The organism is Algoriphagus jejuensis (genome assembly GCF_039523455.1).
Classification (GTDB): Bacteria; Bacteroidota; Bacteroidia; order Cytophagales; family Cyclobacteriaceae; genus Algoriphagus; species Algoriphagus jejuensis.
In genome coordinates this window covers 88,239-114,488 of the sequence record NZ_BAAAFI010000046.1, presented here as the reverse complement: position 1 = coordinate 114,488, position 26,250 = coordinate 88,239, and the positions used below count along the sequence as shown (strand labels likewise).

23 protein-coding genes are annotated in these 26,250 nt (G+C 48.8%); 14 read left to right on the top strand and 9 right to left on the bottom strand.

Features of this window, described 5'->3' with window-relative positions:
* Positions 1 to 299: 299 nt before the first annotated feature.
* From pruA to ABD031_RS18950, 3 genes are all read right to left on the bottom strand, one after another.
* Entirely contained in the window at positions 300 to 1,934 is a 1,635-nt protein-coding gene (gene pruA / locus ABD031_RS18960) for an L-glutamate gamma-semialdehyde dehydrogenase (RefSeq protein ID WP_343854256.1), read from the bottom strand.
* A 69-nt stretch (positions 1,935 to 2,003) separates the two neighbouring features.
* Positions 2,004 to 2,699 carry a YjjG family noncanonical pyrimidine nucleotidase gene (locus ABD031_RS18955; protein ID WP_343854255.1) on the bottom strand — a complete coding sequence of 232 codons (696 nt, stop codon included), beginning with the start codon at positions 2,697 to 2,699 and terminating at the stop codon, positions 2,004 to 2,006.
* 8 nt (positions 2,700 to 2,707) lie between these two features.
* Positions 2,708 to 3,091 carry an ArsR/SmtB family transcription factor gene (locus ABD031_RS18950; protein WP_343854254.1) on the bottom strand — a complete coding sequence of 128 codons (384 nt, stop codon included), beginning with the start codon at positions 3,089 to 3,091 and terminating at the stop codon, positions 2,708 to 2,710.
* Between the two features lie 137 nt (positions 3,092 to 3,228).
* Here ABD031_RS18950 and ABD031_RS18945 point away from each other — a divergent pair, with 137 nt between their 5' ends.
* The 12 genes from ABD031_RS18945 to ABD031_RS18890 all read left to right on the top strand — a co-directional run bounded on the left by ABD031_RS18945 (position 3,229) and on the right by ABD031_RS18890 (position 13,357).
* A complete protein-coding gene (locus tag ABD031_RS18945) occupies positions 3,229 to 3,840 on the top strand; it encodes a carboxypeptidase-like regulatory domain-containing protein (protein ID WP_425542799.1) in 612 nt (203 codons plus the stop codon).
* 216 nt (positions 3,841 to 4,056) lie between these two features.
* Positions 4,057 to 4,302, top strand: a complete 246-nt coding sequence (locus tag ABD031_RS18940; RefSeq protein WP_343854252.1) for a type B 50S ribosomal protein L31 — start codon at positions 4,057 to 4,059, stop codon at positions 4,300 to 4,302.
* A gap of 69 nt (positions 4,303 to 4,371) precedes the next feature.
* Positions 4,372 to 5,568 (top strand): GlmU family protein, encoded by a 1,197-nt coding sequence (locus ABD031_RS18935; RefSeq protein ID WP_343854251.1) that lies wholly within the window; start codon positions 4,372 to 4,374, stop codon positions 5,566 to 5,568.
* 12 nt (positions 5,569 to 5,580) lie between these two features.
* Entirely contained in the window at positions 5,581 to 6,720 is a 1,140-nt protein-coding gene (locus tag ABD031_RS18930; protein ID WP_343854250.1) for a DNA polymerase III subunit, read from the top strand.
* A gap of 4 nt (positions 6,721 to 6,724) precedes the next feature.
* Positions 6,725 to 7,165, top strand: a complete 441-nt coding sequence (locus tag ABD031_RS18925) for an ATP-dependent zinc protease family protein (RefSeq protein WP_343854248.1) — start codon at positions 6,725 to 6,727, stop codon at positions 7,163 to 7,165.
* Positions 7,162 to 8,070 (top strand): 30S ribosomal protein S6--L-glutamate ligase, encoded by a 909-nt coding sequence (gene rimK / locus ABD031_RS18920; protein ID WP_343854247.1) that lies wholly within the window; start codon positions 7,162 to 7,164, stop codon positions 8,068 to 8,070. Before ABD031_RS18925 ends, rimK begins: the two co-directional genes overlap by 4 nt.
* The gene (gene hemC, locus ABD031_RS18915; RefSeq protein WP_343854246.1) at positions 8,067 to 9,008 is read left to right on the top strand and encodes a hydroxymethylbilane synthase; all 942 of its coding nucleotides are present in this window, start codon (positions 8,067 to 8,069) and stop codon (positions 9,006 to 9,008) included. The genes rimK and hemC overlap by 4 nt, the downstream gene beginning before the upstream one ends.
* Entirely contained in the window at positions 9,005 to 9,853 is an 849-nt protein-coding gene (locus ABD031_RS18910) for a peptidylprolyl isomerase (RefSeq protein ID WP_343854244.1), read from the top strand. The genes hemC and ABD031_RS18910 overlap by 4 nt, the downstream gene beginning before the upstream one ends.
* Positions 9,831 to 10,760: an SDR family oxidoreductase gene (locus ABD031_RS18905; RefSeq protein WP_343854243.1), complete on the top strand. Its 930-nt coding sequence runs from the start codon at positions 9,831 to 9,833 to the stop codon at positions 10,758 to 10,760. The genes ABD031_RS18910 and ABD031_RS18905 overlap by 23 nt, the downstream gene beginning before the upstream one ends.
* Positions 10,761 to 10,800: 40 nt before the next feature.
* Positions 10,801 to 12,189, top strand: a complete 1,389-nt coding sequence (locus ABD031_RS18900; protein ID WP_343854242.1) for a sodium-dependent transporter — start codon at positions 10,801 to 10,803, stop codon at positions 12,187 to 12,189.
* 126 nt (positions 12,190 to 12,315) lie between these two features.
* A complete protein-coding gene (locus tag ABD031_RS18895; protein ID WP_343854241.1) occupies positions 12,316 to 12,711 on the top strand; it encodes a response regulator in 396 nt (131 codons plus the stop codon).
* Positions 12,712 to 12,757: 46 nt separating this feature from the next.
* Entirely contained in the window at positions 12,758 to 13,357 is a 600-nt protein-coding gene (locus tag ABD031_RS18890) for a porin family protein (protein WP_343854239.1), read from the top strand.
* Positions 13,358 to 13,814: 457 nt separating this feature from the next.
* Here ABD031_RS18890 and ABD031_RS18885 read toward each other — a convergent pair whose 3' ends face one another.
* The 3 genes from ABD031_RS18885 to ABD031_RS18875 form a co-directional block, all read right to left on the bottom strand.
* Positions 13,815 to 14,519 (bottom strand): gluconate 2-dehydrogenase subunit 3 family protein, encoded by a 705-nt coding sequence (locus tag ABD031_RS18885; RefSeq protein WP_343854238.1) that lies wholly within the window; start codon positions 14,517 to 14,519, stop codon positions 13,815 to 13,817.
* Positions 14,520 to 14,522: 3 nt separating this feature from the next.
* Positions 14,523 to 16,265, bottom strand: coding sequence for a GMC family oxidoreductase (locus ABD031_RS18880; RefSeq protein WP_343854237.1), 1,743 nt, complete (start codon positions 16,263 to 16,265; stop codon positions 14,523 to 14,525).
* 198 nt (positions 16,266 to 16,463) lie between these two features.
* Positions 16,464 to 17,141, bottom strand: a complete 678-nt coding sequence (locus ABD031_RS18875; protein ID WP_343854235.1) for an arylesterase — start codon at positions 17,139 to 17,141, stop codon at positions 16,464 to 16,466.
* A gap of 245 nt (positions 17,142 to 17,386) precedes the next feature.
* On the opposite strand from ABD031_RS18875, the gene ABD031_RS18870 reads away from it, so the two are divergent.
* Positions 17,387 to 18,064 carry an ABC transporter ATP-binding protein gene (locus tag ABD031_RS18870; RefSeq protein WP_343854234.1) on the top strand — a complete coding sequence of 226 codons (678 nt, stop codon included), beginning with the start codon at positions 17,387 to 17,389 and terminating at the stop codon, positions 18,062 to 18,064.
* Entirely contained in the window at positions 18,057 to 20,579 is a 2,523-nt protein-coding gene (locus ABD031_RS18865) for an ABC transporter permease (RefSeq protein WP_343854233.1), read from the top strand. Before ABD031_RS18870 ends, ABD031_RS18865 begins: the two co-directional genes overlap by 8 nt.
* 219 nt (positions 20,580 to 20,798) lie before the next feature.
* Here ABD031_RS18865 and ABD031_RS18860 read toward each other — a convergent pair whose 3' ends face one another.
* From ABD031_RS18860 to ABD031_RS18850, 3 genes are all read right to left on the bottom strand, one after another.
* Positions 20,799 to 21,257, bottom strand: coding sequence for a hypothetical protein (locus tag ABD031_RS18860; protein WP_343854231.1), 459 nt, complete (start codon positions 21,255 to 21,257; stop codon positions 20,799 to 20,801).
* Positions 21,258 to 21,443: 186 nt separating this feature from the next.
* Positions 21,444 to 24,647, bottom strand: a complete 3,204-nt coding sequence (locus ABD031_RS18855; protein ID WP_343854230.1) for an error-prone DNA polymerase — start codon at positions 24,645 to 24,647, stop codon at positions 21,444 to 21,446.
* A gap of 738 nt (positions 24,648 to 25,385) precedes the next feature.
* On the bottom strand, positions 25,386 to 26,246 hold the full coding sequence (locus tag ABD031_RS18850; protein WP_343854229.1) for an ROK family protein: 861 nt from the start codon (positions 26,244 to 26,246) through the stop codon (positions 25,386 to 25,388).
* Positions 26,247 to 26,250 lie beyond the last annotated feature (4 nt).

The window sequence follows — 26,250 nt, the reverse complement described above, 5'->3', positions numbered from 1 at the left end:
TACGTACAAAAAGCCGGACTTTTCCGGCTTTTTGCTTTTCAGAGTTTAGCTCAAAATTGGAGGCACTCATTTTATTAACTTACGCTTTTTTCTAAATCTAATTGTTGAAAGCTCCGAACTTAATGTCAAATCCCGGAGCAAACCTTGATGTCCGGACACTAAGTCAAAAAAAGATCTTACCTCGAAATAAGTGGGAAGGTGAGCAAACACGCGAAAAGGAATATCAAATCTTAGCTGATCCGAAGTGGAAAAGCCGATTGAAAAGAAAAAAGCCCGGAATGTCCGAGGCTTTTGAGATTTTAGTTTTTTTCAAGGAAAGGGTATCGATAGTCCTTCGGTGACACAAAGGTCTCTTTGATCGTTCTAGGAGATACCCAACGAAGGAGATTGATCATGGAGCCGGCTTTGTCATTGGTGCCGGAAGCTCGCGCTCCTCCGAATGGCTGCTGGCCGACGACTGCTCCTGTTGGTTTGTCGTTGATGTAGAAGTTACCGGCTGCATTTTTCAGCTTTTGCGTAGCAAACTCCACCGCGTAACGATCCTGAGAAAATATCGCTCCGGTCAAGGCGTAAGGCGAAGTCTGATCGACCAGCTCCAATGCTTCTTCGAAATGCTCAGAGTGGTAAACATAGATAGTCAGCACCGGACCAAAGATCTCCTCGCACATGGTCGTGTACATCGGGTCTTGAGTGACAATCAAAGTTGGTTCGACAAAGTAGCCTTTGGATTTGTCACAGTTTCCACCCGCGATGATTTCCACTCCAGGAGCTGATTTCGCGTTGTCAATGAACTTGGAGATTTTGTCAAACGACTTCTCATCAATCACGGCATTGACGAAGTTGGTGAAGTCTTCGGTTCCACCCATCTTGATGGTGGCCAGATCATCGAGCATGTATTTTTTCACATCCTCCCAGATATTTGACGGGATGTAAGCACGTGAGGCTGCAGAGCATTTTTGACCTTGGTACTCAAAAGCTCCTCTGACCAGGCCAACGGCCACTGCTTTTGCGTCAGCGGATTTGTGAGCGATTACAAAGTCTTTTCCGCCCGTCTCGCCGACGATGCGTGGATAGGATTTATAGGTTTGGATATTTTCTCCAATGGTCTTCCAGATATGCTGGAATACGCCTGTCGAACCAGTGAAGTGGATTCCAGCAAAATCGGGATGTTTGAAGATAATGTCTCCGGCAGTAGGGCCATCGACGTAGATCAGGTTGATCACGCCATCCGGCACGCCCGCTTTTTTGAAGATCTCCATCAGGACATTTGCGGAGTAGATCTGGGTGTAAGCAGGCTTCCACACGACCGTATTTCCCATCAGAGCCGCTGAAGTCGGGAGATTTCCGGCGATAGCCGTGAAGTTGAACGGAGTCAAAGCAAACACAAAGCCTTCGAGCGGACGCTGTTCCAATCTATTCCAAACGCCGTCTCCAGAAACAGGCGGCTGCTGCGCATAGATTTCGGTCATGTATTGGACATTGAAGCGGAGAAAATCGATGAATTCGCAGGCTGCGTCTATCTCCGCCTGCATGGCATTTTTGGATTGGCCGAGCATGGTGGCTGCATTGATTTTCGCGCGGTAAGGACCTGCGATCAAATCTGCGGCTTTTAGGAAAATTGCAGCACGCTGTTCCCATGCGAGGTTTTCCCAAGCATACTTTGCTCCCAGAGCAGCATTGATTGCCTGCTCCACATGTGCGGCATCGCCCTCATGAAAGTGTCCCAAGATATGCTGGTGGTCATGGGGAGGAGACATTGGATGGGTGTTGCCTGTTCTCACTTCGTCACTGCCGATGTACATGGGTACATCAAGCTGTTTTGATCTGAGTTCGGCAAGCATGGATTGAAGCTCTTTTCGCTCGGTGCTTCCCGGCGCGTAGGTTTTTACCGGCTCATTGACTGGAACAGGTACGTTGAAAAATCCCTTTAACATTCTATTTGGAGTTTATATGGTTTCTGAGATCAAAGATAAGTCATCCCGTCTGAAAGGGGAATCATTCAGTTACAAAAGGTCTTCCAGTTCCCGCAAATGGCTGATTGTGTAGGTGGGTTTGAGTTCGATGGTTTTTCCTTCAGGATTGAAAAAGACCTGGTCTATCTCTGCTCGCTGGGCACCCAAAATGTCAGAATTGGGATTGTCACCGATCATCAGGCAGTGTTCGGGGTCGGTCGAAAGCTGCTTCATGGCATGTTGAAAAATTCTGGGATCCGGCTTTTTATGTCCGGTGGTTTCTGAGGTGACGACCAGTTCAAAGAAGCCGTCAAGGCCCGAGGACTTCAGTTTTTTTGCCTGCGACTCATTGAAGCCGTTGGTGATGACGTGAAGGCGATATTTCGCTTTCAGATAGGTCAGGATTTCCTTGGAGTGGGGAAAAACATGGGGTTTGGAGGAAGTTCTGCTCATGAATTCTTCCTCAAACTCCAGCGGAATGGTTTCTGCATTTCCTCCCGCATGTGTGAAAATCCTCGGGAAGCGCTCTTTTCTCAGGTTGAGTTTGTCGATTTTTCCAACATTGTACCAGTCCCAAAGCTGGAAGTTGATGTGGTGGAATGAAGCAAAGAACCCTTCGAAGGTCGGTATTCCCAGATTGTGTAGTTCATAGATCTGATAAAGTTCGGAGAGGGACTCGGACACATTTCGGTCGTAATCCCACAGCGTGTGGTCCAGATCGAAAAAGAGATGTTGGTAAGTTTTCACAGCGGCAATCAGCGTCGGTATTGATTGTTTTGGATTTTGTTGATGGCCAATTCCCGGTTGGATTTGAGAATTTCATAGGTTGCCTGATCTTTGATAAGGCTGGGATCTTTTTGGATAAACTTGAAAATCTGCTGAATGATTTCAATATACTCTTCCAAAATATAATAAAACATCCACTGGTCTACCCGGCGACTTCCCAGCAGGCCGGCATTTTTCAAATAAATCAAATGTCGGCTGGTCTTGGTCTGGGTGAAGTCCAGGATATGCTCCAAGTCCGAAATACTAAGTTCTTTGTTCAGCATTAGGAGATGGATAATTCTAACTCGTGGTTCTTCGGAAAGCGCCTTAAAAATTCGCAATCCATAGTTTAAACTGATATTTTTGAGTCTCATTAGTAAGTTTTAACTTAGAAATAGGGGTGATGACAAAATTTCAGCCGAAATTATACTAAAATCGCAACGGCTTTCTGAAGCCATCAACAGATTCAATATTCGTGAAAATTACTCAGCTTCTTCCTTTTGTCTTGATTTTGGTTGTTGGGATTCTCCTTGCTCCATCCCGATCTTTTGCTCAAGATGATCGGGATAAAAAAGTTATCCAGCTCTCTGGGATTATCCTTAATGCCGACAGTACCGACGCGGTACCCGGTGTGAATATCTATGTTCCAAAAAAAGGAAGGGGTACTTCCAGTGGTCGTTTCGGGTATTTTTCCATGCCGGTGTTGGAGGGAGACAGCGTGGTATTTACGTTTATCGGTTTGAAAAAACAGACCTTCAAGGTGCCTGAAAAGGTGGAGAACGACCGGATCAGCCTGATTTTGACGATGGAAGTGGACGAAATCGCTCTTGCGGAGATTGAGGTCATGCCTTATCCTACAGAGGAAGAGTTTAAAAGGGCGATTGTCGCGATGAACGTCGTAGATCCTATGGCGATCAGCCGGGCAAACATGAGTCCCGAAATGCTGTTGCGTTGGGCAGAGTCCATGCCGGCGTCAGGCGGGGAGAATTTCCGATACTTCCAGCAAGGACAGATGCTTCAAAATCAGGATCTCTACGGGCCAAGACCGCTTCGGATTCTTGATCCGTTTGCCTGGTCTCAGTTTATCCGATCCATTAAGCGCGGAGACCTGAAAAGCAAATAATTGCTTACCCTAGTCTCAGGTTAGACTGATTCCAAAATAAATCCTGAACAAACATTTGGTGAGATTTATTTAAAAGGGTATCTTTGTGCCTCATTTCGAGAAGGCAATAGAAAACTAGCTATATCATGAAATCGAGCAGGAGTCAAGCTTCATAGGGCTAGGCGATTATCAGACCTGCGAAATTCCATGTGATCAAAAAAAACAAAATATAAACACATGAAAAAAGATATTCATCCTAACTACAGAGACGTAGTATTCTACGACACATCCAGCGAGTTTAAGTTTATGACCAAGTCTACTATCGAGACTAGCGAAACTATCGAGTGGACAGACGGCAACTCTTATCCAGTTTACAAGATTGAAGTAAGCTCAGAGTCGCATCCATTCTACACTGGCAAGAAAATGCTTCTTGATACGGCTGGACGAGTGGAGAAATTCAACAAGAGATACGCGAAGAAGTAATTCTAAGCGGCGATCGCCGAAAAAGTCTCCTGGAGCATGGATTCCGGGAGACTTTTTTATTTTTGCCCCATGGATCAAATCGTATTGTTTGACGACCCTGCGCTGCGGGGTTCTTTGCTGCCTTTTACTTTTACCAGACCGGTCGCAGATATTCGCGTAGGGATATTAAAGATCTCCGAGAAATGGCAAAAATATACCTCAGCCGAAGTCTCCTTCCTGACTCAGGAATACTTACAGAAAAAATTTTCCCGTACTGCGAAGCCTGCGCTGGCTGTCAATGGAGCATGGTTGCCTGAGGTGGATACTTTTGAAATCCTCAAAAACATCAAGCCAAATCAAGCCCTCTATTGGGGAAAGCTTTTGCTGGCGACCTATATTGGAGAAACAGAAAAAAACCTGTCGTTTGCAGCCGACCGGGAGTCGATACAGCTTGACAAGGAGCCTGTTTTGGTGCAGAAAACCTGGAATATCTTCCAGTTCAATGCCGCAGAAATCCGCAAGGACTTTGCGCTGATCACCAAGGGTAGAGTTTCTCAGCCGATTGACGATCCCCATACCCGCGTCTATGCGCCTGAAAATATCTTTGTCGAGGAAGGAGCAAAGATTAAAGCAGCAGTACTAAATGCAGAGAATGGTCCCATCTATATCGGCCGAAACGCCGAAGTTCAGGAAGGAGCGCTGATCCGTGGTTCTTTTGCCCTCGGCGAGGGATCCATCGTCAACATGGGCGCGAAACTTCGCGGAGATACGACCGTGGGACCTTTCTCCAAGATCGGCGGTGAAGTGTCCAATTCGGTGATTTTTGGCTACTCCAATAAAGGACACGAGGGCTATATGGGCAATTCTGTCCTTGGCGAATGGTGCAACCTCGGCGCCGATACCAATACTTCCAACCTGAAAAATAACTATTCTACGGTCAAGCTTTGGGACTACACCAAGGGCGCCTATGCTAATACGGGCCTGCAGTTTTGCGGGTTGATGATGGGTGACCATTCGAAGTGCGGGATAAATACGATGTTTAATACCGGTACGGTAGTCGGTGTCGGTGCTGTTATCTTTGGGGAAGGATACCCCAGAAACTTCATCCCTTCCTATTCATGGGGCGGCGCGACAGGATTATCGACCTTCAACCTGGACAAATTTGCCGATACGGCTAAAGCCGTCCTCGGACGTCGCGGAAGAGCATGGGAAGAAAAAGACCAAGAAATAATGGAACGGGTTTTTGAATTGACAAAAAGCTACAGAATTTGGGATAAAACTTCCTGATCAATCCAGACTATGCAATTTGCAGAAATACCCGGCTTGCCGGAAACGAAAGAAAAGCTGATCAATGCTGTCAAACACAACCATTTGGCGCATGCCCTGCTTTTCCATGGTCCCGAAGGTTCGGCAAATTTGACTTTGGCGCTCGCCCTGTCCACATTTCTTTATTGTGAGAATAGGACAGAGACAGATTCCTGCGGGACTTGCGCTTCATGTCAGCGGATGAGTCGGTTGGTCATGCCCGATCTGAATTTTGCCTTTCCGGTTATTACCAAATCCAAAGATGATGACGATGGAGGAGAGGATGACGATAAATCAGATGTACTGACCAACTGGAGGAAGTTTGCGACAGCACAGCCGTATGGCAACGTCCACGACTTCATCTACTTCAATGGGTTTGAAAAGAAGCAGCTAAATATTTCTAAAGGAGCAGCCCGGAAGATGATACAGGCACTTTCGCTGATGTCATTTGAGGGCGGCTACAAGATCATGTTGATCTGGGCGCCGGAGTTTCTCCATCCCTCTGCTGCCAATGCGCTGCTTAAAATCATCGAAGAGCCCCCGGCGAAAACACTGTTTATGCTGGTGACTTCGCAGGCTGACCAATTGTTGACGACGATCCTCTCTAGAACTCAGAAAGTGTTGGTTCGTGCTTTTTCCGACGAAGAAATAAAAACTCATTTGGTGCAGACCGGGGTTTCCGACAGCAAATCTGCCGAACAAATCGCCATGCTTGCAGACGGCAACCTCCGAGAGGCGTACCGGATGATCGACCAAGTCGAGGATAAGCAGGTGACACAGGTCAGGGATTGGTTTCGACTTTGTGCATCCAAAAACCTGAAGGAAATCTTTGAAGAGGCGGATCGCTTTCACAAAGTGGACAAGGAAGCGCAAAAGTCACTGTTACTCACCGGTCTCAATGTGGCTCGGGAGATTTTGTTGAAAAACTTTAACCTCGATCAGCTACTTCGCACGACTGAAGAAGACCGGAAATTCATCGACAACATCAGCAAAACCGTACTTAGGGAAGAACATGTGGTGAAGCTCTACGACTCCTTCAATCAAGCGCACTATCATCTGGAACGAAACGGGAATGCGAAGATGATTTTTACCGATCTTTCGATGGATATCTTACTGATGATGTCCAAAAGATAAGCGGATGAGAAATAAGACAATTGGCAGAAAGGAGAAAATTTCCCTTCCAGAACTAGGCCTAAAACTGGTCTGGGCCAAGATCGACACAGGGGCTTACACGAGTAGCTTACATGCAGAACATATCCGGGAAGAAATCATCGAGGGCAAAAAGGTCCTTCGCTTCGAAGCACTGATGTTTGGTCACAAGGCTTTTACCGGCGAAACGCTAACTTTTGAAAAATACCGTCTAAAAAAAGTAAAAAACTCCTTTGGCCATGCAGAAACCCGTTTTCTGATCGTGACCAAAATCAGAATTGCCGGGGAGATTTATCCCGCAGAATTTACGCTTTCGGATCGTTCCAGTATGAAAAACTCCATACTTCTGGGAAGAAAAGTTCTCCAGGGCAAGTTTCTGGTGGATGTGAACGAATCCAATCTTTCCAAGGCTTACCGCAAGAAAAAATGAAAATTGCTATCCTTTCGAGGAATACCGCTTTGTACTCCACCCGTCGATTGGCTGAGGAAGTAACGAGAGCCGGACATGAGTTAGTGATTGTAAATCACAGTTTGTGTGACCTGATTATCGAACAAGAGGGACCGTCTATTATTTACAAAGGCCACAGGCTGGAAGGTATCGATGCGATTATTCCACGCATCGGAGCTTCGGTCACCTTTTACGGTACGGCCGTTGTACGCCAGTTTGAGTTGATGGGGGCGTTTTCCGCAGTGAGCTCCCAAGCGATTGTCAGAAGCAGGGACAAGCTCCGCAGCTTGCAGATTCTTTCTAAGAATGGATTGGGGATGCCGAAGACTGCGTTTACCAATTTTTCCAAAGGCGGAGAAAAGCACCTTGTTGAGCAGGTAGGCGGTGCACCGCTGATCATCAAATTGCTTGAAGGGACGCAGGGTTTGGGTGTAGTTTTGGCAGAGACCAAGAAAGCAGCGCAATCTGTCGTGGAGGCTTTTAATGGCCTCAAGGCGAGGGTCATCGTGCAGGAATTTATCAAGGAAGCCAAGGGGGCGGACATTCGCGCATTTGTGGTGAACGGTAAAGTTGTGGGGGCCATGAAGCGTCAGGGTGCGGAGGGGGAATTTCGATCCAACCTGCACCGGGGCGGAGTTGCTACGGTGATCAAACTTTCCCGTCAGGAAAAACAAGCCGCCCTAAATGCGGCCAAAGCCTTGGGACTGGATATTGCCGGCGTGGATTTGCTGCAGTCAGCGCGAGGACCGCTGATCTTGGAAGTGAACAGTTCGCCGGGACTCGAGGGCATCGAGCAGGCCACAGGAGTGAATGTGGCGGAAGCGATTATCAAATACGTCGAAGCTGGAGTGAAATCGAAGTCCTCCAAATACCAAAAAAATCAATGAGTAAAAAAGTGAAGATAGGAACGCGCGGAAGCAAGCTAGCACTTTGGCAAGCGAACCATGTTTTCGATTTGCTTAAGAGCAAGGGAGTAGAATCTGAAATCGTAATCATCGACACCAAAGGCGATCAGATTTTGGACGTTTCTATTTCCAAGATCGGGAGCAAGGGAGTTTTTACCCAAGAGCTGGAAGATCAGCTACTAGACGGCAGAATCGATATAGCGGTTCACTCGGCCAAGGACATGCAGTCCAGCCTCCCGGATGAGTTTGAACTGATCGCTTTCACCCAGCGGGAGAAAGAAAATGATGTACTGCTTTCTTCAAAACCAGCCATAGATCTCAGTGACGAGTCCAAACAGCTTGTACTTGGAACTTCGTCTACGCGGAGAGTTGCGACGTTGAAGCACTTTTACCCCCATGTGAAAACCGTCGATGTGCGGGGCAATCTGCAGACCCGTATCCGGAAGATGGAAGAGGGACTTTGTGACGCTTTGTTGTTGGCGTTTGCCGGAGTGCATCGCATGGGCTATGATTCGATGATCGCCCAAGAGCTGGATCTGAATGAATTTACACCGGCAGTTGGTCAGGGTTCCGTGGCTGTCGAAGCAGCTAGGTCTTTGGATCCGGTTTTGCGCAAGCAAATTAGTGAAGCATGCAACGATCCCGAAACGGAGTACAGAATGAACGCGGAACGCGCCTACCTGCGCGTGCTTGAGGGAGGATGCAGTATTCCAGTTTTTGCTTTGGCTACAATTGAAGGAGAAACACTTAAGCTGAACGGTGGGATCATCAGCCTCGACGGAACGCAGCGGATTTCCTTGGAGGTTGAAGGAGAAAAGTCTGAAGCAGAGCATCTGGGAGAGCGACTGGCCGAATTGGTTTTTGCCGCAGGCGGGAAAGGCATCCTGGAAGAGATCAAAAAAACACAATCACATCAATGAGCAGCAGTCTATTGAAATTCCTTTTTCTCAGCTTACTACTGAGCAGCACTTGGGCCTGTGGACAAAATAAAGACTATGTGGTCACTATTTCTACCCGCCACGGCGAGATCAAGGCGATCCTTTTCGACGATATACCCGAACACAAAAACAACTTCATTGCGCTGGCTGAGGCTGGCAGGTTTGACTCTACACAGTTTCATCGCGTCATCGCGGATTTCATGGTGCAGGGCGGAGATGTTTTTGGGAAAGAAAAGCTGCCACCAAACGAATGGCCGACTTTGCCTGCAGAGATTAGGACGAAGTATGTCCATCGAAAAGGAATGATCTCCGCCGCGCGTCAGGGGGATAACGTCAATCCACAAAAACGCAGCAATGGCTCCCAGTTTTTCATCGTGGAGGGCCGAACCTATGAGGAGGAAGAGTTGGTGACCGATTTTACTGCGCTGCAGAAAGCGGTGTTCCAATACATGCAATATGGCGATCAGCAGCAGTTTAAGCAGGAATACACGCGCCTCTATGAGGCGGGAATGTATGATAGTCTAACCAGTCTGGTTTTGTCCAAGCGCGATGAAATCGCCAAAACGCTGAACGTAAAACTGACCAAGGATTATACGCCCGAGCAGATTCGGATGTATGCAGAGGTGGGTGGCACGCCGCACTTGGATTTTGAATACACGATATTCGGCGAGGTGATCTCTGGGCTGGATGTCGTCGATAAGATCGCGGCTGAGCCCACTACCAATGAAATTCCCAATGATCCGGTGTATATGAATGTCACCGTGGAGCGGGTCTCGAAAAACAAAATCACAAAAGAATATAATTATGTCTACCCAGAAACCAAGTAAACCAAAAATATTGATCACAGGAGCAAACGGATTGCTTGGTCAAAAGCTGGTCGAGCAGCTCGTTGAGAGCGGGGAGTTTGTCGTGATCGCTACGGGCAAAGGCCCAAACCGACTGAGTACCGAAGGATTTTTGTATCAAAGTCTGGATATCACCAATCGAGAGGAAGTCGATCAGGTGATCGGTGAGATCGCCCCCGACACGATCATACACGGAGCGGCGATGACCAATGTCGATCAATGTGAGCTTAATCAGGAGGCTTGCGTCGAGGTCAACGTCAAGGCCACAGAGTATCTGGTCAGAGCGGCTGAAAAGGTTAAGGCTCATTTCGTCTTTGTTTCCACGGATTTTATTTTCTCTGGAAATGATGGCCCTTACGATGAAGAAGCTACGCCAGATCCGGTCAACTTTTATGGAGAAACCAAGCTGACAGGGGAGGAACTCGTCAAAAATGCGCAGACTACCTGGGCGATTGCCCGGACGGTGCTTGTGTTTGGCATCGCCAACGACCTGAGCAAAACGAATATCATCCTGTGGGTGAAAAGCTCCCTAGAGGCTGGCAAAGTGATCAACGTCGTGGATGATCAGGTGCGTACACCGACCTTGGCGGAAGACTTGGCGCTGGGATGCATCCTGATCGCAAAGCAAAAAGCGGAAGGGATTTTTAATATTTCAGGTTCTGACCTTTTATCAGCCTACGATATGGCGATGCAAACCGCGGACTATTTTGGACTTGACAAAACGTTAATCAACAAGACTGATTCTACTCGTTTTACCCAGCCCGCAAAGCGTCCGCTGAAAACCGGTTTTAGCATAGAGAAAGCTAGGAAACAGCTCGGGTATGAGCCCAAAACTTTCCGAGCGGGGATAGGTATATTAGCAAAACAAATTATCTTAGCCAGCTCTTAAACTAAGCAGTTTACACCCCTATTTAACTTTAATATAATTTATGGCAATGCAACCTAATACTGAAGAACGAGGTCAGTTTGGATCCAGTCTGGGCTTTATTATGGCCGCCGCCGGATCAGCGGTAGGTTTGGGTAATATCTGGAGATTCCCATATTTGACCGGTGAAAACGGTGGTGGGGCGTTTGTATTTGTCTATATCATTTGTGTGCTGTTGATCGGCTTGCCCTTGTTGTTCAATGAAATTGCACTGGGAAGAAAATCCGGAAAAAACCCTATTGGAGCCATTAGAGAGACCGGGGGGAATAAGTTTTGGCAATCGGCCGGCGTACTCTGCGTCTTGATGTGCTTCTTTGTCTTCAGTTATTATTCAGTAATCGCAGGATGGACGGTCGGTTACATTTTTACTGAGATTGTAAATATTCCGGTGGATTTTGCCGAATTCGTGCAGACTCCGATTTACGTGATTCCACTGACTTTTGTATTTATCCTGATGACCATTTTGATCGTGCTGGGTGGAGTGTCAGGAGGTATTGAGAAAGCTGCCAAATTCTTAATGCCGATCCTTTTCATTATCATCATTTTTATCGCCGGTAGATCCGTTACTCTGGAGGGAGCCCAGGCAGGTATTGAGTATTACCTGTACCCGGATTTTTCCAAAATCAATACCAAAGTTGTTCTCCAGGCTCTGGGTCAGGCATTTTTCTCCATGTCTGTTGGCTGGGGTTTGATGATTACGTTCGGATCTTATTTGCCTAAAAATTCCAATATTGTTCAGGCTTCTAGTTGGATCGCTGGCATGGATACTTCGGTAGCCTTGTTGGGTGGTTTGATGGTATTCCCTGCGCTGTTTGCGTTGTTGCCGGGAAAAGATCCAGCAGGTGGTCCAGCATTGGTATTTGATGTGCTTCCGCAGGTTTTCAACGCCATGCCAGGAGGAAATATTATCGGAGGGCTGTTCTTCATCCTGTTGATGGTCGCAGCGCTTACCTCGACAATTTCGATGCTCGAAGTACCTGTGTCCTACTTGATCGATGACCGGAAGTGGAATAGGAAGCAGGCTACTTGGACGGTCGGAATTGCAGCGATGATTCTATCAGTGCCCTCGGCCATGTCTTCAATTGACGGTTCGATCTTTAATACGATGACCTTGAATTTCCTCGGCACTCAGCTCGTTGGATTCTTCGGGATAATGGACTTTATTTTCGGTACTTTCGCGGTGATCTTGATCTGCCTGATGCTGGCACTTTATACCGGATGGGCGAGCAAAATCTCCGTCTTTGCCGATGAATTGGCTCTAGGGTCTCCTGGCTTTACCGGGGCATTCCGTTCTGGATGGATTTTCTTCATCAAGTGGGTTTGTCCGATTGTGATTGGCTTGGTTATTCTTGATCTCTTGGGCGTGTTTGGAGTTCCACAGCAAGGGGGCTGATATTCTTACGTCTCAACTTGAAAGGGAGCTCAAAAGGCTCCCTTTTTCTATTTTTTAGGCGAAAGCGAAATTATTGTTTTTTATATGAAATGCTTTTTATATACTTGAAAAAGCATTTTACAGCCAATGAGAGTTCTTCTCGTCGATGACGATTCTGTACATCTATTTATTCTGAAGAAAATTTTTGAAAAGTCTAACGATGAAGTAGTAGTAGCCCGAAATGGGAAAGAGGCACTACAAATTTTAGAATTTGACGCTACTTTTCATGTCATTGTCACCGAAATCATAATGCCGGTGATGGGTGGGTTCGAATTTTTGGAACATCTTAAAGTCAGTACTCGAACCTCCGAAATTCCCACCATTGGACTGACTACGGGGGATGTCGACAGCTTTCGAATCGAGGGAGAACACCAATTCAACTGCCTAATTTCCAAGCCCATGGATTTTGATGAATTGTGTCACCTTGCCAAAGTCACCGCGCAAGCTCAAATAGATGAGGGATTTTTGGCAAGAGAATTGTAAAAAGAGCGTTTAGAATAGACTTCCACTAAACTAAACCGCTATTGACATGAGAAAAATCCTTTTCGCCTTGCTGCTTGTACTGGGTGCATCGCAGGCATTTTCACAAAACGGAATCGGAATCAAAGCCGGGCTTAGCAGTACTAAGCTGGACTTTGAAAACAAACAATTTGTCCCTGCCGATGCGCAAACTGGGTATCATGTGGGGTTATTTGGGAGGTTTGGAGGGGCTGGTTTTTTCGTTCAACCCGAACTGTTGTTTACCCAGACCAAGGGCGAGTTTGCGTTCGTCCCCAATGGTGTAGCTGGCGGTGAGGAGCCGGAGGATTATAAGGCGGAGTTTAACCGCTTGGACATTCCGGTCATGTTTGGGTATCGGCTTTTCAAAGTCGTCCGCGTGATGGCTGGACCGATTGCCAGTATAAATATTAATTCTAACCTGGAGAATTCAGTGGAGACTGTCGACGATGCCGACTTCAGCAGTGCTACGTTTGGCTATCAGGCGGGCCTTGGATTTGATATTGGCAACCTTTCGATTGATGGAAGATATGAGGGAGGACTGAGTAAAGTGACCGATAACATCGGCGCTTATAGTACAGATAACAGACTCAATCAATGGGTGTTGTCGGTCGGGTTTCGGATTTTCTAGGTAGGGAAAAAAAAGGAAACACGATTTTTTAAAAATCTGAACGTTTCGATATGAATCTGACCCGTCCTAAAATAGGTTGACAGGTTTAAGGTAGTAAATTGGCCGGGGGAGGTTTTCTTCCTCGGCTTTTTGGTGTATTTGATATGGGGTTTTCGTCGACTGTTTTTTGGCTTCGTTCCGCTGGGATTCTTGATAAAGACGTTTGGATTGACCACGAGGCTATCGGCCCACTGGGCATTAATCGAGGAGATCTGTTGATGAGACAACAGCTCCATGAGAGCGACATTTTTTAAAAAAAAATGTGTGAATATGCCTTTAGAGTCCCATTTGGGGACGGAACTTTTTTTCAAACAGGGCCTGGGGCTAGGTTTTTTGAATTTCTGGGCGATTTCATATTGTCGGAATTAAAAAGCCTCTGAATCATATGACTCAGAGGCTTTTAATTTTTCTTTTTGGTCTACCCGATCAGATTTCCTTCCGCATCCCATTGGGCGACGATGCCCCGGTCTTCAGGTTTCAGGTAGAGGTCTTTGTATTTGTCAGGATTGGCTAGGCCGTGCTTGTCCAAAACAGCCTGTGGCACGCCGTCCCATACGTTGGGAGTGTTGCCTCGGTAGTCCATGTATTTCCAACCAGCTTGGGTCGAGAAGTATCCCGAGCAAGTCAGGTTTCGAAGCATGTTGAACCAACGAACAGCGCCCGCATATTCCGGAGCGGCTTTGTCTGGCCAAGCGACCAGTTCTACGATCTGGATGACTTCGTCTTTGCTCAGGTCGTTGAAAGGCTTTCCAAACAGTTCGTCTGCTTCGAAATCCAGCCACATCAATCCACCTCGCATCGGAGTCTGGTTGCCCGGCTGATCTTTCATCATGAACTCCATGAAGTCAGGAACTTTCAGTTCGGTAGCAGAGGGAGAATCCTCGCCAGCTGGCATGATGATGTCCACGAGTGTATTCAGCTTTTTCACTTCCGCTTCTGTGAAGAAGGTCTCTGAAAGGAGCTGTGCATCTCGGAGTTTTTCTTCCTCGGTTCTGCCGCCGATCGTTCCTCCAGTGAGAAGCTGATTTTGCACCGCGACCTGTTCTGGCTCGCATCCTGTCAACAGCAAGCCCGCTCCCACGGAGCCTGTAAAGAGGAGTTTTAGGTTTTCTCTTCTGTTCATGGCTTAGATGTTTTTTTGTTTCAGTTGATCCACGATGTATTCGGAAGTTCTCCAGGACAACGCAAGAATCGTCCAAGTCGGGTTTTTGTCTGCCTGGGACACAAAGGATCCTGCATCCACCACAAAGAGGTTTTTGCAGTCGTGTGCCTGGCAATTGGAGTTTAGTACAGACGTTTTTGGGTCGTTGCCCATTCGGGTTGTACCCACCTCGTGGATGATCCGTCCTGGAGCATGAAGTCCATATTGAGATTCAGCTCCTGGTTTGTTTCCTAAAAGGATTGCGCCAGCATTAGTTAGGATTTCCTCAAAGGTATCGTGCATGTGCTTCGCTTGCTTGAGCTCTTGATCCGTCCAACTATAGTTGAATCGAAGGACCGGGATACCGTATTTGTCCACCGTAGTGGGGTCTATTTCGCAGTAGTTTTCATGGCGGGGGATACTTTCTCCCCGACCGGACATACCCAAGGTCGAACCGTAGATTCGCTTGATGTCTTTTTTCAGACCTTCTCCATATCCGCCGTTCGGGCTTGGATTGCCAAATTCATCCTTGATGAACTTCCGCATGGTGTCCATGCCACCACCCGCGCCATAGCTTGGTTGGCCCATTCCGCCCCAGTATTCGATGTGATATCCACGGGCAAAATCCAATTTTTTGTTGTCCAGCCACCAAGGGGTATACATGTGCATGCCGCCGACTCCGTCTTCGTTGTATCGTTCGCGGTCGATAAGATCTGGGATGATACCCATTCGGTCAGCTCCTGTTGAGTCGTGTAGGTAGCGACCCAGTGCGTCTGAATCTCCGCCGATGCCGTTAGGGTGGCTTTTGGATTTGGAGTTCATCATGATCCGTGCAGATTCACAGGCAGAGGCGCCCAAGACCACGACGTTGGAGCGCAGCTTGTATTCTTTCATGTCCATCTTGGAGATGAATGAAACACCCGTCGCCTTGCCGCTGTCGTCTGTGGTTACTTTTCTGACCATAGAGTAGGTGAAAAGCTCAACTTTCCCCTTTTTCATCGCCGGGTGAACCAAACAGGTTCCTGCTGAGAAATCTGCATAGGCTTGGCAGGCTCGGTTACACTGGGCGCAAAAGAAGCAAGCTCCGCGTTCGTTGTTCACGGGGCGGGTTAGCATGGACAGACGACCCGGGATCATCGGCATTCCAGCTTTATCCGCACCCTTTTTTAGGAAGAGCTCATGAAGTCGGGGTTTTGGAGGCGGTAGAAAAAATCCATCAGGTTCGTTGTAGATCCCTTCTTTGGAGCCAAAGACTCCGATCAATTTATCGACTTTGTCATAATAGGGCTTGACGTCATCGTAGCCAATCGGCCAGTTGTCGCCCAATCCATCGATGCCCGCACGCTTGAAGTCGTTGGGACCAAAACGCAGGGAAATCCTGCCCCAGTGGTTGGTACGGCCGCCGACCATTCGGGAGCGGAACCAGTCGAACTTAGTGCCGTCTTTTCTGGTGTAGGGTTCACCCTCGATATCCCAGCCACCGATGGCTTGGTCGAAGTCACCGAAAGGTCGGATTCGCGTGCCTGCTCCACGTCTTGGAGATTCCCAAGGTGGGCGGAGTTGCGTTCTGTCCTCGTCTTTGGCAGGGTCAAAATCACCACCTGCTTCGACCACCGCGACGCTCAAGCCCGCCTCGGAGAGGATCTTGGAGGCCATGCCTCCGCCCGCTCCGGATCCGACGATGATCACATCGTATACGTCAGGTTTTTCTTGTATCTGAAAGCTCATCTTTAAAATTTTCAATGAAGTTGAAAATTTAAGCTAAAAAAAATGTGGATAGAAATTCTATTTCCTTTGAAGGGGGAATTTGGGGATATAGGGGTCGTGAAAGGCCTTATTTAAATCCATTAAAAATAGAAGTGCTTAGGTTTGAGGTATCACACAAACCTAAGCACTGGATGGTTCGGCAAGTCTTTAACCAAGGCTTTATAATTCTGCTTCAATAAACGGCCAAATCGTCTCCGCCACAATCTTATGACCTTCTTCGGTTGGGTGGATGCCATCAGGCAGATTCAACTCCGGAATCCCGCCAACACGATCCAGCAGGAAGGGAATCAGGGTGACGTTTTTCTCTTTTGCTACTGCTGGATAGAGTTCGCTAAACTCCTTGGAATATTCCTGACCCATATTAGGTGGAATCTGCATGCCGGCTAGGATGATCTTGGTGTCGGGATATTTGGAGCGTACCTTGTCGACGATCGCCAGGAGGTTGTTTTTGGTTTCGCTGATCTGAATGCCCCTCAGCCCATCATTTCCGCCCAGTTCCAAGATGAAAATAGCGGGTTCATCCTCCAGAAACCAATCCAAGCGACTCAATCCTCCGGCGGTGGTTTCTCCGCTGAGGCCTCCGTTGATCACCTTATAGTCAAGTCCAAGGCTGTCAATCCGAGATTGGGTTAGTCCTGCGAAGCCATCTTCCGGATCGATCCCGTAGGCTGCAGTCAGGCTATTACCAAAGAAGAGGATGGTTTTTTGTGTAGTTTCGGTTTGGCTCGCTTCACGGGATTCAGGTGCTTCCGCTTTCTGTTCGGCCTTTTGGCTGCAGGAAAAAAAGGCGACGAAAGCAAAAAGAACGAGATAGGAGGGGAGGGTACGGGAATTCATGCTTGGGTTTTTAGATTCAAAAGGATTCCGGCCGAAAAGGTTCGAAATCCCGCCGAAGGTTTCAAATTTAAACCCAAAAATGTTTTTTCCGAGTTGGTCGATCAATATCCCGCTTCCGTCGAGTAGCCTTGGCGATCCTGTCGAATTTTTCTTTCTTTAAAGTTGAAACACAGTCAGAGGCGATTTTCCAAACAACTCCCGCGACTAGCCGTTTGACTTTCCTATTGCCTAACCCGAAGCATTTCATGGCCATATTATCCATCCAGAATCTTAGTAAGACTTACCAAAGCGGCAGCCGCAAGCTCACCGTACTTGAAAACGTGAATTTTGAAATCCAAGCCGGAGAGACCATCTCGATCGTGGGGCCTTCCGGCAGCGGGAAAACCACACTTCTGGGCCTCTGCGCCGGACTCGATTCCGGTTCCCTGGGCTCGGTGGTGCTCAATGGCAGTGCGCTCGAAAGACTCAACGAGGATCAGCGCGCCGCCGTGCGCAACAAGGACGTGGGGTTTATCTTCCAAAACTTCCAGCTGCTTCCCACTTTGACTGCCTTGGAAAACGTGATGGTGCCGCTTGAGTTGAAAAAGAGGAAGGACGCTCGGACTAAGGCAATGGATCTGCTGGAGAAAGTCGGCCTGAAAGACCGTGCCACGCACTATCCGACCCAGCTTTCCGGCGGTGAGCAGCAGCGGGTCTCCATTGCCCGGGCTTTCGCCAATGAACCCAAGATCCTTTTCGCAGATGAGCCAACCGGTAATCTGGATACAGAAACAGGCGAGATGATCGAGAAACTAATCTTTGATCTCAACAAAGAAAAAGGAACGACGCTCGTATTGGTGACGCACGACCTGGACTTGGCTGCCAAAACCCAGCGGATCATCCACATCAAGGGCGGAAAAATACAGGAGGACGCCCATGCCTGATTTTGCCTGGATCTTGAAAATGGCTCTCCGGGACTTCCGGAAGAACCTCTCCCGTCTCCTGCTTTTTGTCTCCTCCATCGTGGTGGGGATTGCCGCCTTGGTGGCGATCAGCAGCTTTGGTGAAAATCTCACCCAGGATATCGACAACCAAGCCAAGGAGCTTTTGGGCGCTGACTTGGTGCTGGACAACAACAAGCCAATCGGCGATCAGACAATAGACTCGATAGCTATCGCGAACGCAGCCGAGGTGAATTTCGCCTCGATGGTGGCTTTCCCCCAGACTGGTGCCAGCCGACTGACACAGGTTAGGGCTTTGGAGGGCGACTATCCTTTCTATGGGAAACTCGAAACCATCCCGGCCGACGGAGATGCGAACTTTCGAAGCGGAGGCAAGAAGGCTTTGGTCGAAAAGACCCTCATGGCGCAGTTTAACGCCCAAGTGGGCGACTCGATCAAGGTCGGAGCAGTTACTTTCCAGATAGCCGGAGAGCTTCAAAAAGTGCCCGGACAGACCGGGATTACCGCTACGGTCGCTCCAGCGGTGTATATTCCGATGGCTTTTCTTCAAGAAACAGGGCTCGTCCAGTATGGAAGCCGGGTGGAGTACAGACGCTACCTGATGTTTACTCCGGGCACCAACGTGGACGAGTTGATCAAGCCCTACGAAGACCAATGGGAGTTGGATCGGGTCGACGCCGACACAGTGGAAGACCAAAAGCGATCTACTGGCCGATCCTTTGAGAATCTCTCAAATTTTCTGAGTCTGGTGGCGTTTATTGCCTTACTGCTCGGATGCGTTGGAGTGGCTTCCGCAGTCAATGTGTTTGTGAAAGAAAAACTGGCTTCGGTTGCGGTGTTGCGGTGTTTGGGTGTTTCCTCCCGAGACGTTTTGCTCATCTACCTAGCAGAGATCAAAGTCATGGGCTTGGTGGGAGCGATCCTGGGAGCAGCACTCGGAACGGCTCTTCAATATGTGTTGCCGGCAGTGTTTGCGGACTTTTTGCCAGTGGAGGTCAATGTGGGAGTTTCCTGGATTTCGGTTGGCTTCGGCATCATCACCGGTCTATTTGTGTCGATCCTCTTTGCACTTTTGCCTTTGCTAAAAGTGAGAAACGTCTCGCCGATGGCCACACTTCGTCCGGACACGGCCGACACTATGCTGATGAAAGACCCGCTTCGCTGGCTGGTGATCTTAGGGATTCTGCTGTTTATATGGGGTTTTAGCTTTTACCTTTTGGGTAGCTGGAATCTCGCTCTGGGATTCACTGGATTTGTACTGGTGGCGTTTGGCGCCCTATGGGGCGTAGGCCAGCTGATCATGTGGGCGGTACGAAAGTTTCTGCCGATCTCGCTGCGCTATACCTGGAGACAGGCTTTGGCCAATCTCTATCGCCCAAACAACCAAACCATCTCCCTCATCGCGACGATAGGATTGGGGACGGCGATGATCGCGACGCTCTTTTTTCTCCAAAACCAACTCCTCGAAGAAGCCAAGTTTGCCGACAAAGAAGACCAGCCCAATATGCTGATGTTTGACATCCAATCGGCGCAGTTGGATGAGGTGCGGAGCAAAGTGAAAAGCCGAGACCTTCCGATCATGCAGGAGGTCGCGATCGTGACCATGAATCTCAACGAGATCAATGGCGTGGACAAAAAGGAGAATGAAGAATTGCCGGATGAGGAGGATTATTCTCGATGGCTTTATAATCGGGAGTTTCGGGTGACCTATCGGGATACTTTGATCTCGTCAGAGACCTTGACGGGAGGTGAGTTGATCCCGCTCGGAGCTAGAGGAGATAGCGTTTTCGTCTCTTTGGAAAAAGGCTTTGGGGAAGGAAATGGGCTTAAAATCGGCGATGAGCTGGAGTTTAACGTCCAAGGCCGCCCGATCAAAACCTACATAGGAAGCTTCCGGGACGTGAAGTTCAATCAAGTTTCGACCAATTTTCTGGTGCTTTTCCCCAATGGGGTTTTGGAGCAAGCTCCAAAATTCCATGTGATCATCACCAAGACCAAGAATGACCGGGAAGCAGCGGACGTGCAGGCGGAGATCGTGCGGGCTTATCCGAATATCTCGATTATCAACCTTGGCACCATCGTGGCCACGCTGGAAGAGATCTTGGGCAAGATCAGTTTTGTGATCCAGTTTATGGCGTTTTTCTCCATCGCTACGGGCATACTCGTGCTGATCAGTTCCTTGATCATCAGCAAATACCAGCGGATGCGGGAGAGCATCTTGCTCCGAACGCTCGGCGCGAGCTCGTCTATCGTGACGCAGATCAATACGCTGGAATACTTCTTCTTGGGCAGTTTGGCTTCGCTTTCAGGGATTTTACTATCCTTCCTGGCAACTTTCCTGCTCGGTGAGTTTGTATTCAATATGAGCTTCTATCTGGCGTGGAAAGAAGGCCTGATCATGTATCTGGCGATCACTGGGCTGACGATTGTGCTGGGTTGGCTCAATGGCCGCAAGATCATCAACCAGCCGCCGATGGAGATTTTGAGGGGGAATTAAGAGGTTTGAGTATATGGTAGCTAGTGTCAAGACGCTAGACAACACGTCATTGCGAAGGGGTTTTATTGCAAAAATGCTAGAAAGAGCAATAAATCCCCTGAAGCAATCTTTGTATAGAAACTGATGCTGGGCCAACTCCCCCTTGATTCCCGAGCTAATTGCGAGCTCTGAAGAGCTTCTGAAAAAGTATAGAGGGGAGCTAGACCAACAACGTGAGGTCTAGCTCTCTTTTCTAGTGATCCTATCCCGAACCATCGGGTTTTCGGAGATGGCTTGAATGAAATCCGGGTCGAAGCTTTCTACAGTGAGAAACTCAAAGTCAATCCCAAAAAAGTGCCTGAGTCCATTGCTTTGGAGGATCTTGTCTCTCGACTGGGCAGGCAAATACTCCAACACCAGCGTATCCGGCACCTTTCGCGCAAACTGGTAGATACTCAGCTGAGAAGTGTTTAGCACTAAAATCTTCCTGATTCCCTCTATGTCGGTCTGAAGGTCAAACTGCATACCGCGTACCTCGGCATCTTTGAGATTGAGGCCGCTGCTGGTGTCTAGATCGGCTTTGAACCAGCCGATCGCTGGCTGTGGATCAAATCTATGGACAAAGAAATGTGGAGCCGAGGGGTCGAAAAGGCTGAGGATGTCGTCGATTGAGTCTATTGTAAGTGTGATTGAGTGCATTTCCTAGGAAGTCGCTGTTCTTATTTCCAATAGTTCAAATCGATGTTTACCTCTTCAAATTAATCATTTCGGATATAGAGTCAAACATGGCGAGAAATTTTTATGAGGGAAGACTTTACGGCAAAATGATGCATTTACCATTGCTGCTGAAATTCTTCCATCTCCAGTCTTCCGTCTCCCATCTTCTTACTTAAAATCCCTCGAAGGAAACAACTCCCCCTGCATTGCCTTGGGTGGCTTTTTGGAGTTTTCTTCCAGCATCTTTTTGGAGACCCTAGGCTGGACGGTGCCAAGGTCTCTCGCTTCGGCCTCGAGGTTCATCAGTGCGGTGAGGTTGCGGCAGGTGTGCACGACTACGTGGATGACCTCGCCCTCGATCTGGACTTTGCCGGTGACCATGAAGAGTTTTGACTGGACGATGATCTTGCGGTATTTCTCAAAAGTCTTAGCCCAGATTACCAGATTGGCAAAACCGGTTTCGTCCTCGATGGTTACGAAGAGTACCCCTTTGGCGGTGCCGGGACGCTGGCGCACGGTGATCAGTCCACAGACTTTTACCGACCAGCCGTTTTTCAGCTCCTTCAGTCGAGCGGTGGGCAGGATGCCGAGTTGGTCGAGATGCGGACGGGCAAAACTCACCGGATGGGCTTTCAGGGACAAAGTGGTGGCGGAATAGTCCCGGATGACATGCTCCATGGGCGAGATACTTGGAAGGACGGGAGCGGGATCCGAAGGGCTTTCCACGGCTTCCTCGCGGAATATCCCCGGAAAACGGCTTTGCAGGGCGGAAATCTCCCAAAGTGCTTGTCTTCGGTCCAAGCCGAGGGAGCGAAAAGCATCCGCATCGGCGAGCCTTTCCAGAGCGGCTTGGGAAATGCCCGCGTTGGCGAGATCTATGATGCGGGTGAAATCCTGAGTCCTGGCGGAGACGAGACGCTGCGCCTCTTCCTCGGGAAAGCCTTTGATCTGTCTAAAACCCAGCCTGAGTGCATGCCATTGCGCGGAGGTTTTCTCCAGCATATTGTCCCAAAAGGAATGGTTGATGTCGATAGCCCGAACTTCCACTCCATGCTTGCGCGCGTCGATCACGATCTGGGCAGGTTGATAGAAACCCATAGGTTGGCTGTTGAGCAAGGACGCCGCAAAGATGTCGGGATAGTAGCATTTGATCCAAGAGGAGATATACACCAGCAGGGCAAAGCTGGCGGCGTGGCTTTCCGGGAACCCATAGCTCCCAAAGCCCTCCAGCTGACGAAAGACTCGCTTCGCAAAGTCCTCTGTGTAGCCTTTGGCCACCATGCCACTGACCAGCTTTTCTTCCCATTGACTCACCAGGCCCTTGGCCTTGAAAGTCGCCATGCTGCGTCTAAGTCCATCCGCTTCCGCCGGCGTAAAACCTGCCGCGACGATGGCGATCTCCATGGCCTGCTCTTGGAAAAGTGGCACCCCCAACGTTCTTCCCAGGATTTCCTCCAGTTCTTTCGAAGGGTATTCGACCGGCTCTTCTCCATTGCGTCGCTTGAGGTAGGGATGTACCATGTCTCCCTGGATGGGCCCGGGCCGCACGATGGCTACTTCGATGACCAAGTCATAGAACTTTTGTGGACGAAGCCGTGGCAGCATGGACATCTGCGCCCGGCTCTCGATCTGGAATACTCCCAGGGTATCCGCATGGCAGATCATTTCGTAGACTTTCTCATCGTCCTGAGGGATGTTTGCGAGAGTCCATTCAAGTCCGTAGTGCTGGCGGGCGAGGTCAAACCCCTTGCGGATGCAGGTGAGCATCCCCAGCGCCAGTACATCCACTTTCAGGAAACCGAGCGCATCCACGTCATCTTTGTTCCATTCAATGCAGGTACGGTTTTCCATCCGGGCATTGAGGATGGGACAGAGGTCGGAGAGCTTATTTTGCGTGATGACAAAGCCTCCGGTATGCTGTCCGAGTTGTCGGGGAAATCCGATGTATTGTCCGGTAAGTTCCAGCGTTTTGAGCAGGTGCTTGTCTCGGGAATCAAACCCTTCTGACGAGGGAGAAGTGCCACTGTACCATTCCTCAGTCAATTCATAGCCCGATTTTGAAAGACGATCAATCGCATCCACGGACAAGCCCATGGCTTTTCCTACGTCACGGATTGCTCCTTTGAAGTGTACCTGAGTGACGGTGGCGACGATGCCCGCGCGATCCCGCCCGTATTTTTCGTAGATATACTGCATCACCTCCTCCCTGCGCTCATGCTCAAAGTCCACGTCGATATCCGGTGGCTCGTCCCGGGCGTCGGACATGAAGCGGGCAAAGAGCAGCTTGAACTTTGAGGGGTCGACCGAAGTGATGCCAAGGCAGTAGCAGACCACAGAGTTGGCGGCGGAGCCTCGGCCTTGGCAGAGGATTTCCCTTTCCCGGGCAAAGCGTACAAAGTCATGCACGGTGAGGAAGTAGGAGGCGTAGTTCTTTTTCTCCATGAAGTCGAGCTCAAAGAGGATCGTCTCCCGGATTTTCTCGGGGATCTTTTCTCCGAAATGTGCTCTAGCTCCCTCCCAAGTTAGATGAATGAGCTCTTCCTGGGGTGTGCGTCCTTCCGTGGTGATTTCCTCAGGATAGACATATTTCAGCTGGTCGAGGGAAAAATGGCAAGCCTCGGCGATTTCCTGAGTTCGCTCGATGGCCTCGGGATAGTCCCGAAAGAGCCGGTTCATCTCCTCTTGGGGTTTGAGGTAGCGCTCGGCGTTGGAGTGGAGACGAAAACCTGCCGTGGGGATGGTGCATTTCTCGCGGATGCAGGTGAGGACATCCTGAAGCTCCCGGCGCTCGGGAGCGTGATAGTGCACGTCGTTGGTGGCTACGAGCGGGAGGTCCAGTCTGGAGGAAAGTTTGGAAAGTTGGAAGAGCCGCTTCTGGTCTTCTCCAGAGTAGGAAAAGCTTGCGCCGAGGTAGAGATTTTGTCCCAAAGCTTCCCGGTATTCTTCCAAAGCCGTGATGCAATCCTGCGGAAAAGAAAAGTCCTCTTCCAGCAGGTCTGGAGCCAAGGCGATGAACTTGATCCCTTCTGCATGTTCGTAGAGGTCTTTCTTGTAGAGATGGCATTCGCCCTTTTCGGCTCGGAGATTCCCTTTGGTAAGCAGCGCGGATAACTGACTGTAACTGGCTTGGTTGGTTGGGTAGGCGAGCAAGCTGGGGCCATCGAGGAGGTCTAGTCGGCAGGCGGGGATGAAGCGGATGTCTTTGCCTCGGGCTGCGGCATGCGCACGGACTATCCCCGCCAGAGTATTGCGGTCGGTGATGGCAACGCTTTTGTACCCCAACTCAAGCGCATGTGCAATCAGCTCCTCGGGATGGGAGCCTCCCCGGAGAAAGGTGAAATTGGAGGTGACTTGTAGCTCGGTGTAATCCATGTTTTTATTTTAACCGCAGAGCTTCAGCTTTTTTTGTACGCTAAAGAGAGGTAATTGATGATTTCAAGGTGGGAAGCGTAATTCAACCTTTTTTGGACACTTTTACCCTGGCCCTTTTCGAATCGTTGTTTACGCGGTGAAGTTACAGTTACCAAGAAGACTGTGGCATTTTGCAATTGAAATGATAAAAACCGTTAACTGCTTTTCGAAATATTGGCAGAACCATTCCGGCGGAATTACCAAATCATCCAAGCTGCAAAAGCCATAAAGCTGGGAGTTGAGCGCTAAGAGAAAGGGCTTAGAAACAAGCACAAAACAGGCATCAGGAAGTTAACTGGAAGACTAACGGGGACAAAAGAAAAATCAAGAATTCTTTTATTGATTGGCAAAAAGGGTTTCAATGGACAGGGTGTCAGAATCATTAACGAGGTATGAATGAGACTGTCATTGTCACGTACCCTTGGAGTGAGGCTCCACCTTACCTATGCGGTGGCAAACTACGTAGTTTCCGAATTCCTTTTGTCGTTTCCAAATTCCATGTGGTGCCGCAGGTAAACCAGATTGTCGCTATCCGATCAGACGTTTCTGATTTTTAGGGAGCTCTATTTTTATTTCCCGTAGGTGTACTCCTGAAGTTCGTTTGGTGTAAGCCTTGTGTTTGCTTTAAAAAAAAATGCAAAAAAAAGCGGTCTCTGAGAAACCGCCCTTTTTGACTAACTAAACCAACTTTAATAATTTTTAGACTTCTACCATATCTTTTTGTACGTCGACCAGAGCAACTGCCCCGTGGATAGCAGTCTCGTCCAGTTCGGAGATTAGGATACTCACATTGGCCAAGACAGTAGGATATGCGAACGTCTCCAAGCTTTTGAAAAGAGATTTCTTGAATAGGGGATAGGTTTTGCGGATTGACCCTCCAAGTACAATTGCCTCGGGAGCGAGTGAGTACATGATCATCTTGAGGAGTTCGCCGAGATGCTGGCCAAACTCTTCGAAAGCTTGCAGCGCAATCAGATCACCTGCCAATGCCTGCTTTGCCAACGCTTTTGGCTTGCTATCGTAGACATTATGGAAGAATTTTCCGCTGCAATAATATTCAAAATTGTGCTCTAAGTACGGTGCACTGCACCACTCACCTGCTGCGGAAAACACACCGGAATATAGTTGTCCATTGATGACAATCCCTCCGCCGACACCGGTGCCAAGCGTGATGCCAACCAAGTTTTTGTAAGGCTTGCCTACGCCGTATTTATGCACGCCAATCGCAAAACAGTTGGCGTCGTTGTTGACAAACACCGGTTTCGAAAAGCGCTCCATGAGAAAGCTTTTTAGCTCCACATGCTGAAAAGACGGGATATTTGCCAGTCCAAGGACAATTCCTTCTCTCGAGTCCACTAGGCCGGGAATGCCAATTCCGATTCCTACGAAATCGTAGTGAGCATAGGATTCAATGAATGTAGCAATGGTCTCCAGGATAAACTCCTTGCTTTCTCTCGCAGGAGTGGGGATAGAGCGAATGTCTTCAAGATGTCCTTTGATTAGAATCCCGCCTTTGATGCCAGTTCCGCCGATATCTAGTCCTAAAATGGCTTTTTCCATTCGC

Excerpts from the sequence above, each read along its gene's own strand:
- pruA (WP_343854256.1), bottom strand. The coding sequence starts at position 1,934 with ATGTTAAAGGGATTTTTCAACGTACCTGTTCCAGTCAATGAGCCGGTA.
- ABD031_RS18950 (WP_343854254.1), bottom strand. The coding sequence starts at position 3,091 with ATGAGACTCAAAAATATCAGTTTAAACTATGGATTGCGAATTTTTAAG.
- ABD031_RS18940 (WP_343854252.1), top strand. The coding sequence starts at position 4,057 with ATGAAAAAAGATATTCATCCTAACTACAGAGACGTAGTATTCTACGAC.
- ABD031_RS18935 (WP_343854251.1), top strand. The coding sequence starts at position 4,372 with ATGGATCAAATCGTATTGTTTGACGACCCTGCGCTGCGGGGTTCTTTG.
- ABD031_RS18930 (WP_343854250.1), top strand. The coding sequence starts at position 5,581 with ATGCAATTTGCAGAAATACCCGGCTTGCCGGAAACGAAAGAAAAGCTG.
- ABD031_RS18925 (WP_343854248.1), top strand. The coding sequence starts at position 6,725 with ATGAGAAATAAGACAATTGGCAGAAAGGAGAAAATTTCCCTTCCAGAA.
- rimK (WP_343854247.1), top strand. The coding sequence starts at position 7,162 with ATGAAAATTGCTATCCTTTCGAGGAATACCGCTTTGTACTCCACCCGT.
- hemC (WP_343854246.1), top strand. The coding sequence starts at position 8,067 with ATGAGTAAAAAAGTGAAGATAGGAACGCGCGGAAGCAAGCTAGCACTT.
- ABD031_RS18910 (WP_343854244.1), top strand. The coding sequence starts at position 9,005 with ATGAGCAGCAGTCTATTGAAATTCCTTTTTCTCAGCTTACTACTGAGC.
- ABD031_RS18905 (WP_343854243.1), top strand. The coding sequence starts at position 9,831 with ATGTCTACCCAGAAACCAAGTAAACCAAAAATATTGATCACAGGAGCA.
- ABD031_RS18900 (WP_343854242.1), top strand. The coding sequence starts at position 10,801 with ATGGCAATGCAACCTAATACTGAAGAACGAGGTCAGTTTGGATCCAGT.
- ABD031_RS18895 (WP_343854241.1), top strand. The coding sequence starts at position 12,316 with ATGAGAGTTCTTCTCGTCGATGACGATTCTGTACATCTATTTATTCTG.
- ABD031_RS18890 (WP_343854239.1), top strand. The coding sequence starts at position 12,758 with ATGAGAAAAATCCTTTTCGCCTTGCTGCTTGTACTGGGTGCATCGCAG.
- ABD031_RS18885 (WP_343854238.1), bottom strand. The coding sequence starts at position 14,519 with ATGAACAGAAGAGAAAACCTAAAACTCCTCTTTACAGGCTCCGTGGGA.
- ABD031_RS18880 (WP_343854237.1), bottom strand. The coding sequence starts at position 16,265 with ATGAGCTTTCAGATACAAGAAAAACCTGACGTATACGATGTGATCATC.
- ABD031_RS18875 (WP_343854235.1), bottom strand. The coding sequence starts at position 17,141 with ATGAATTCCCGTACCCTCCCCTCCTATCTCGTTCTTTTTGCTTTCGTC.
- ABD031_RS18870 (WP_343854234.1), top strand. The coding sequence starts at position 17,387 with ATGGCCATATTATCCATCCAGAATCTTAGTAAGACTTACCAAAGCGGC.
- ABD031_RS18865 (WP_343854233.1), top strand. The coding sequence starts at position 18,057 with ATGCCTGATTTTGCCTGGATCTTGAAAATGGCTCTCCGGGACTTCCGG.
- ABD031_RS18860 (WP_343854231.1), bottom strand. The coding sequence starts at position 21,257 with ATGCACTCAATCACACTTACAATAGACTCAATCGACGACATCCTCAGC.
- ABD031_RS18855 (WP_343854230.1), bottom strand. The coding sequence starts at position 24,647 with ATGGATTACACCGAGCTACAAGTCACCTCCAATTTCACCTTTCTCCGG.
- ABD031_RS18850 (WP_343854229.1), bottom strand. The coding sequence starts at position 26,246 with ATGGAAAAAGCCATTTTAGGACTAGATATCGGCGGAACTGGCATCAAA.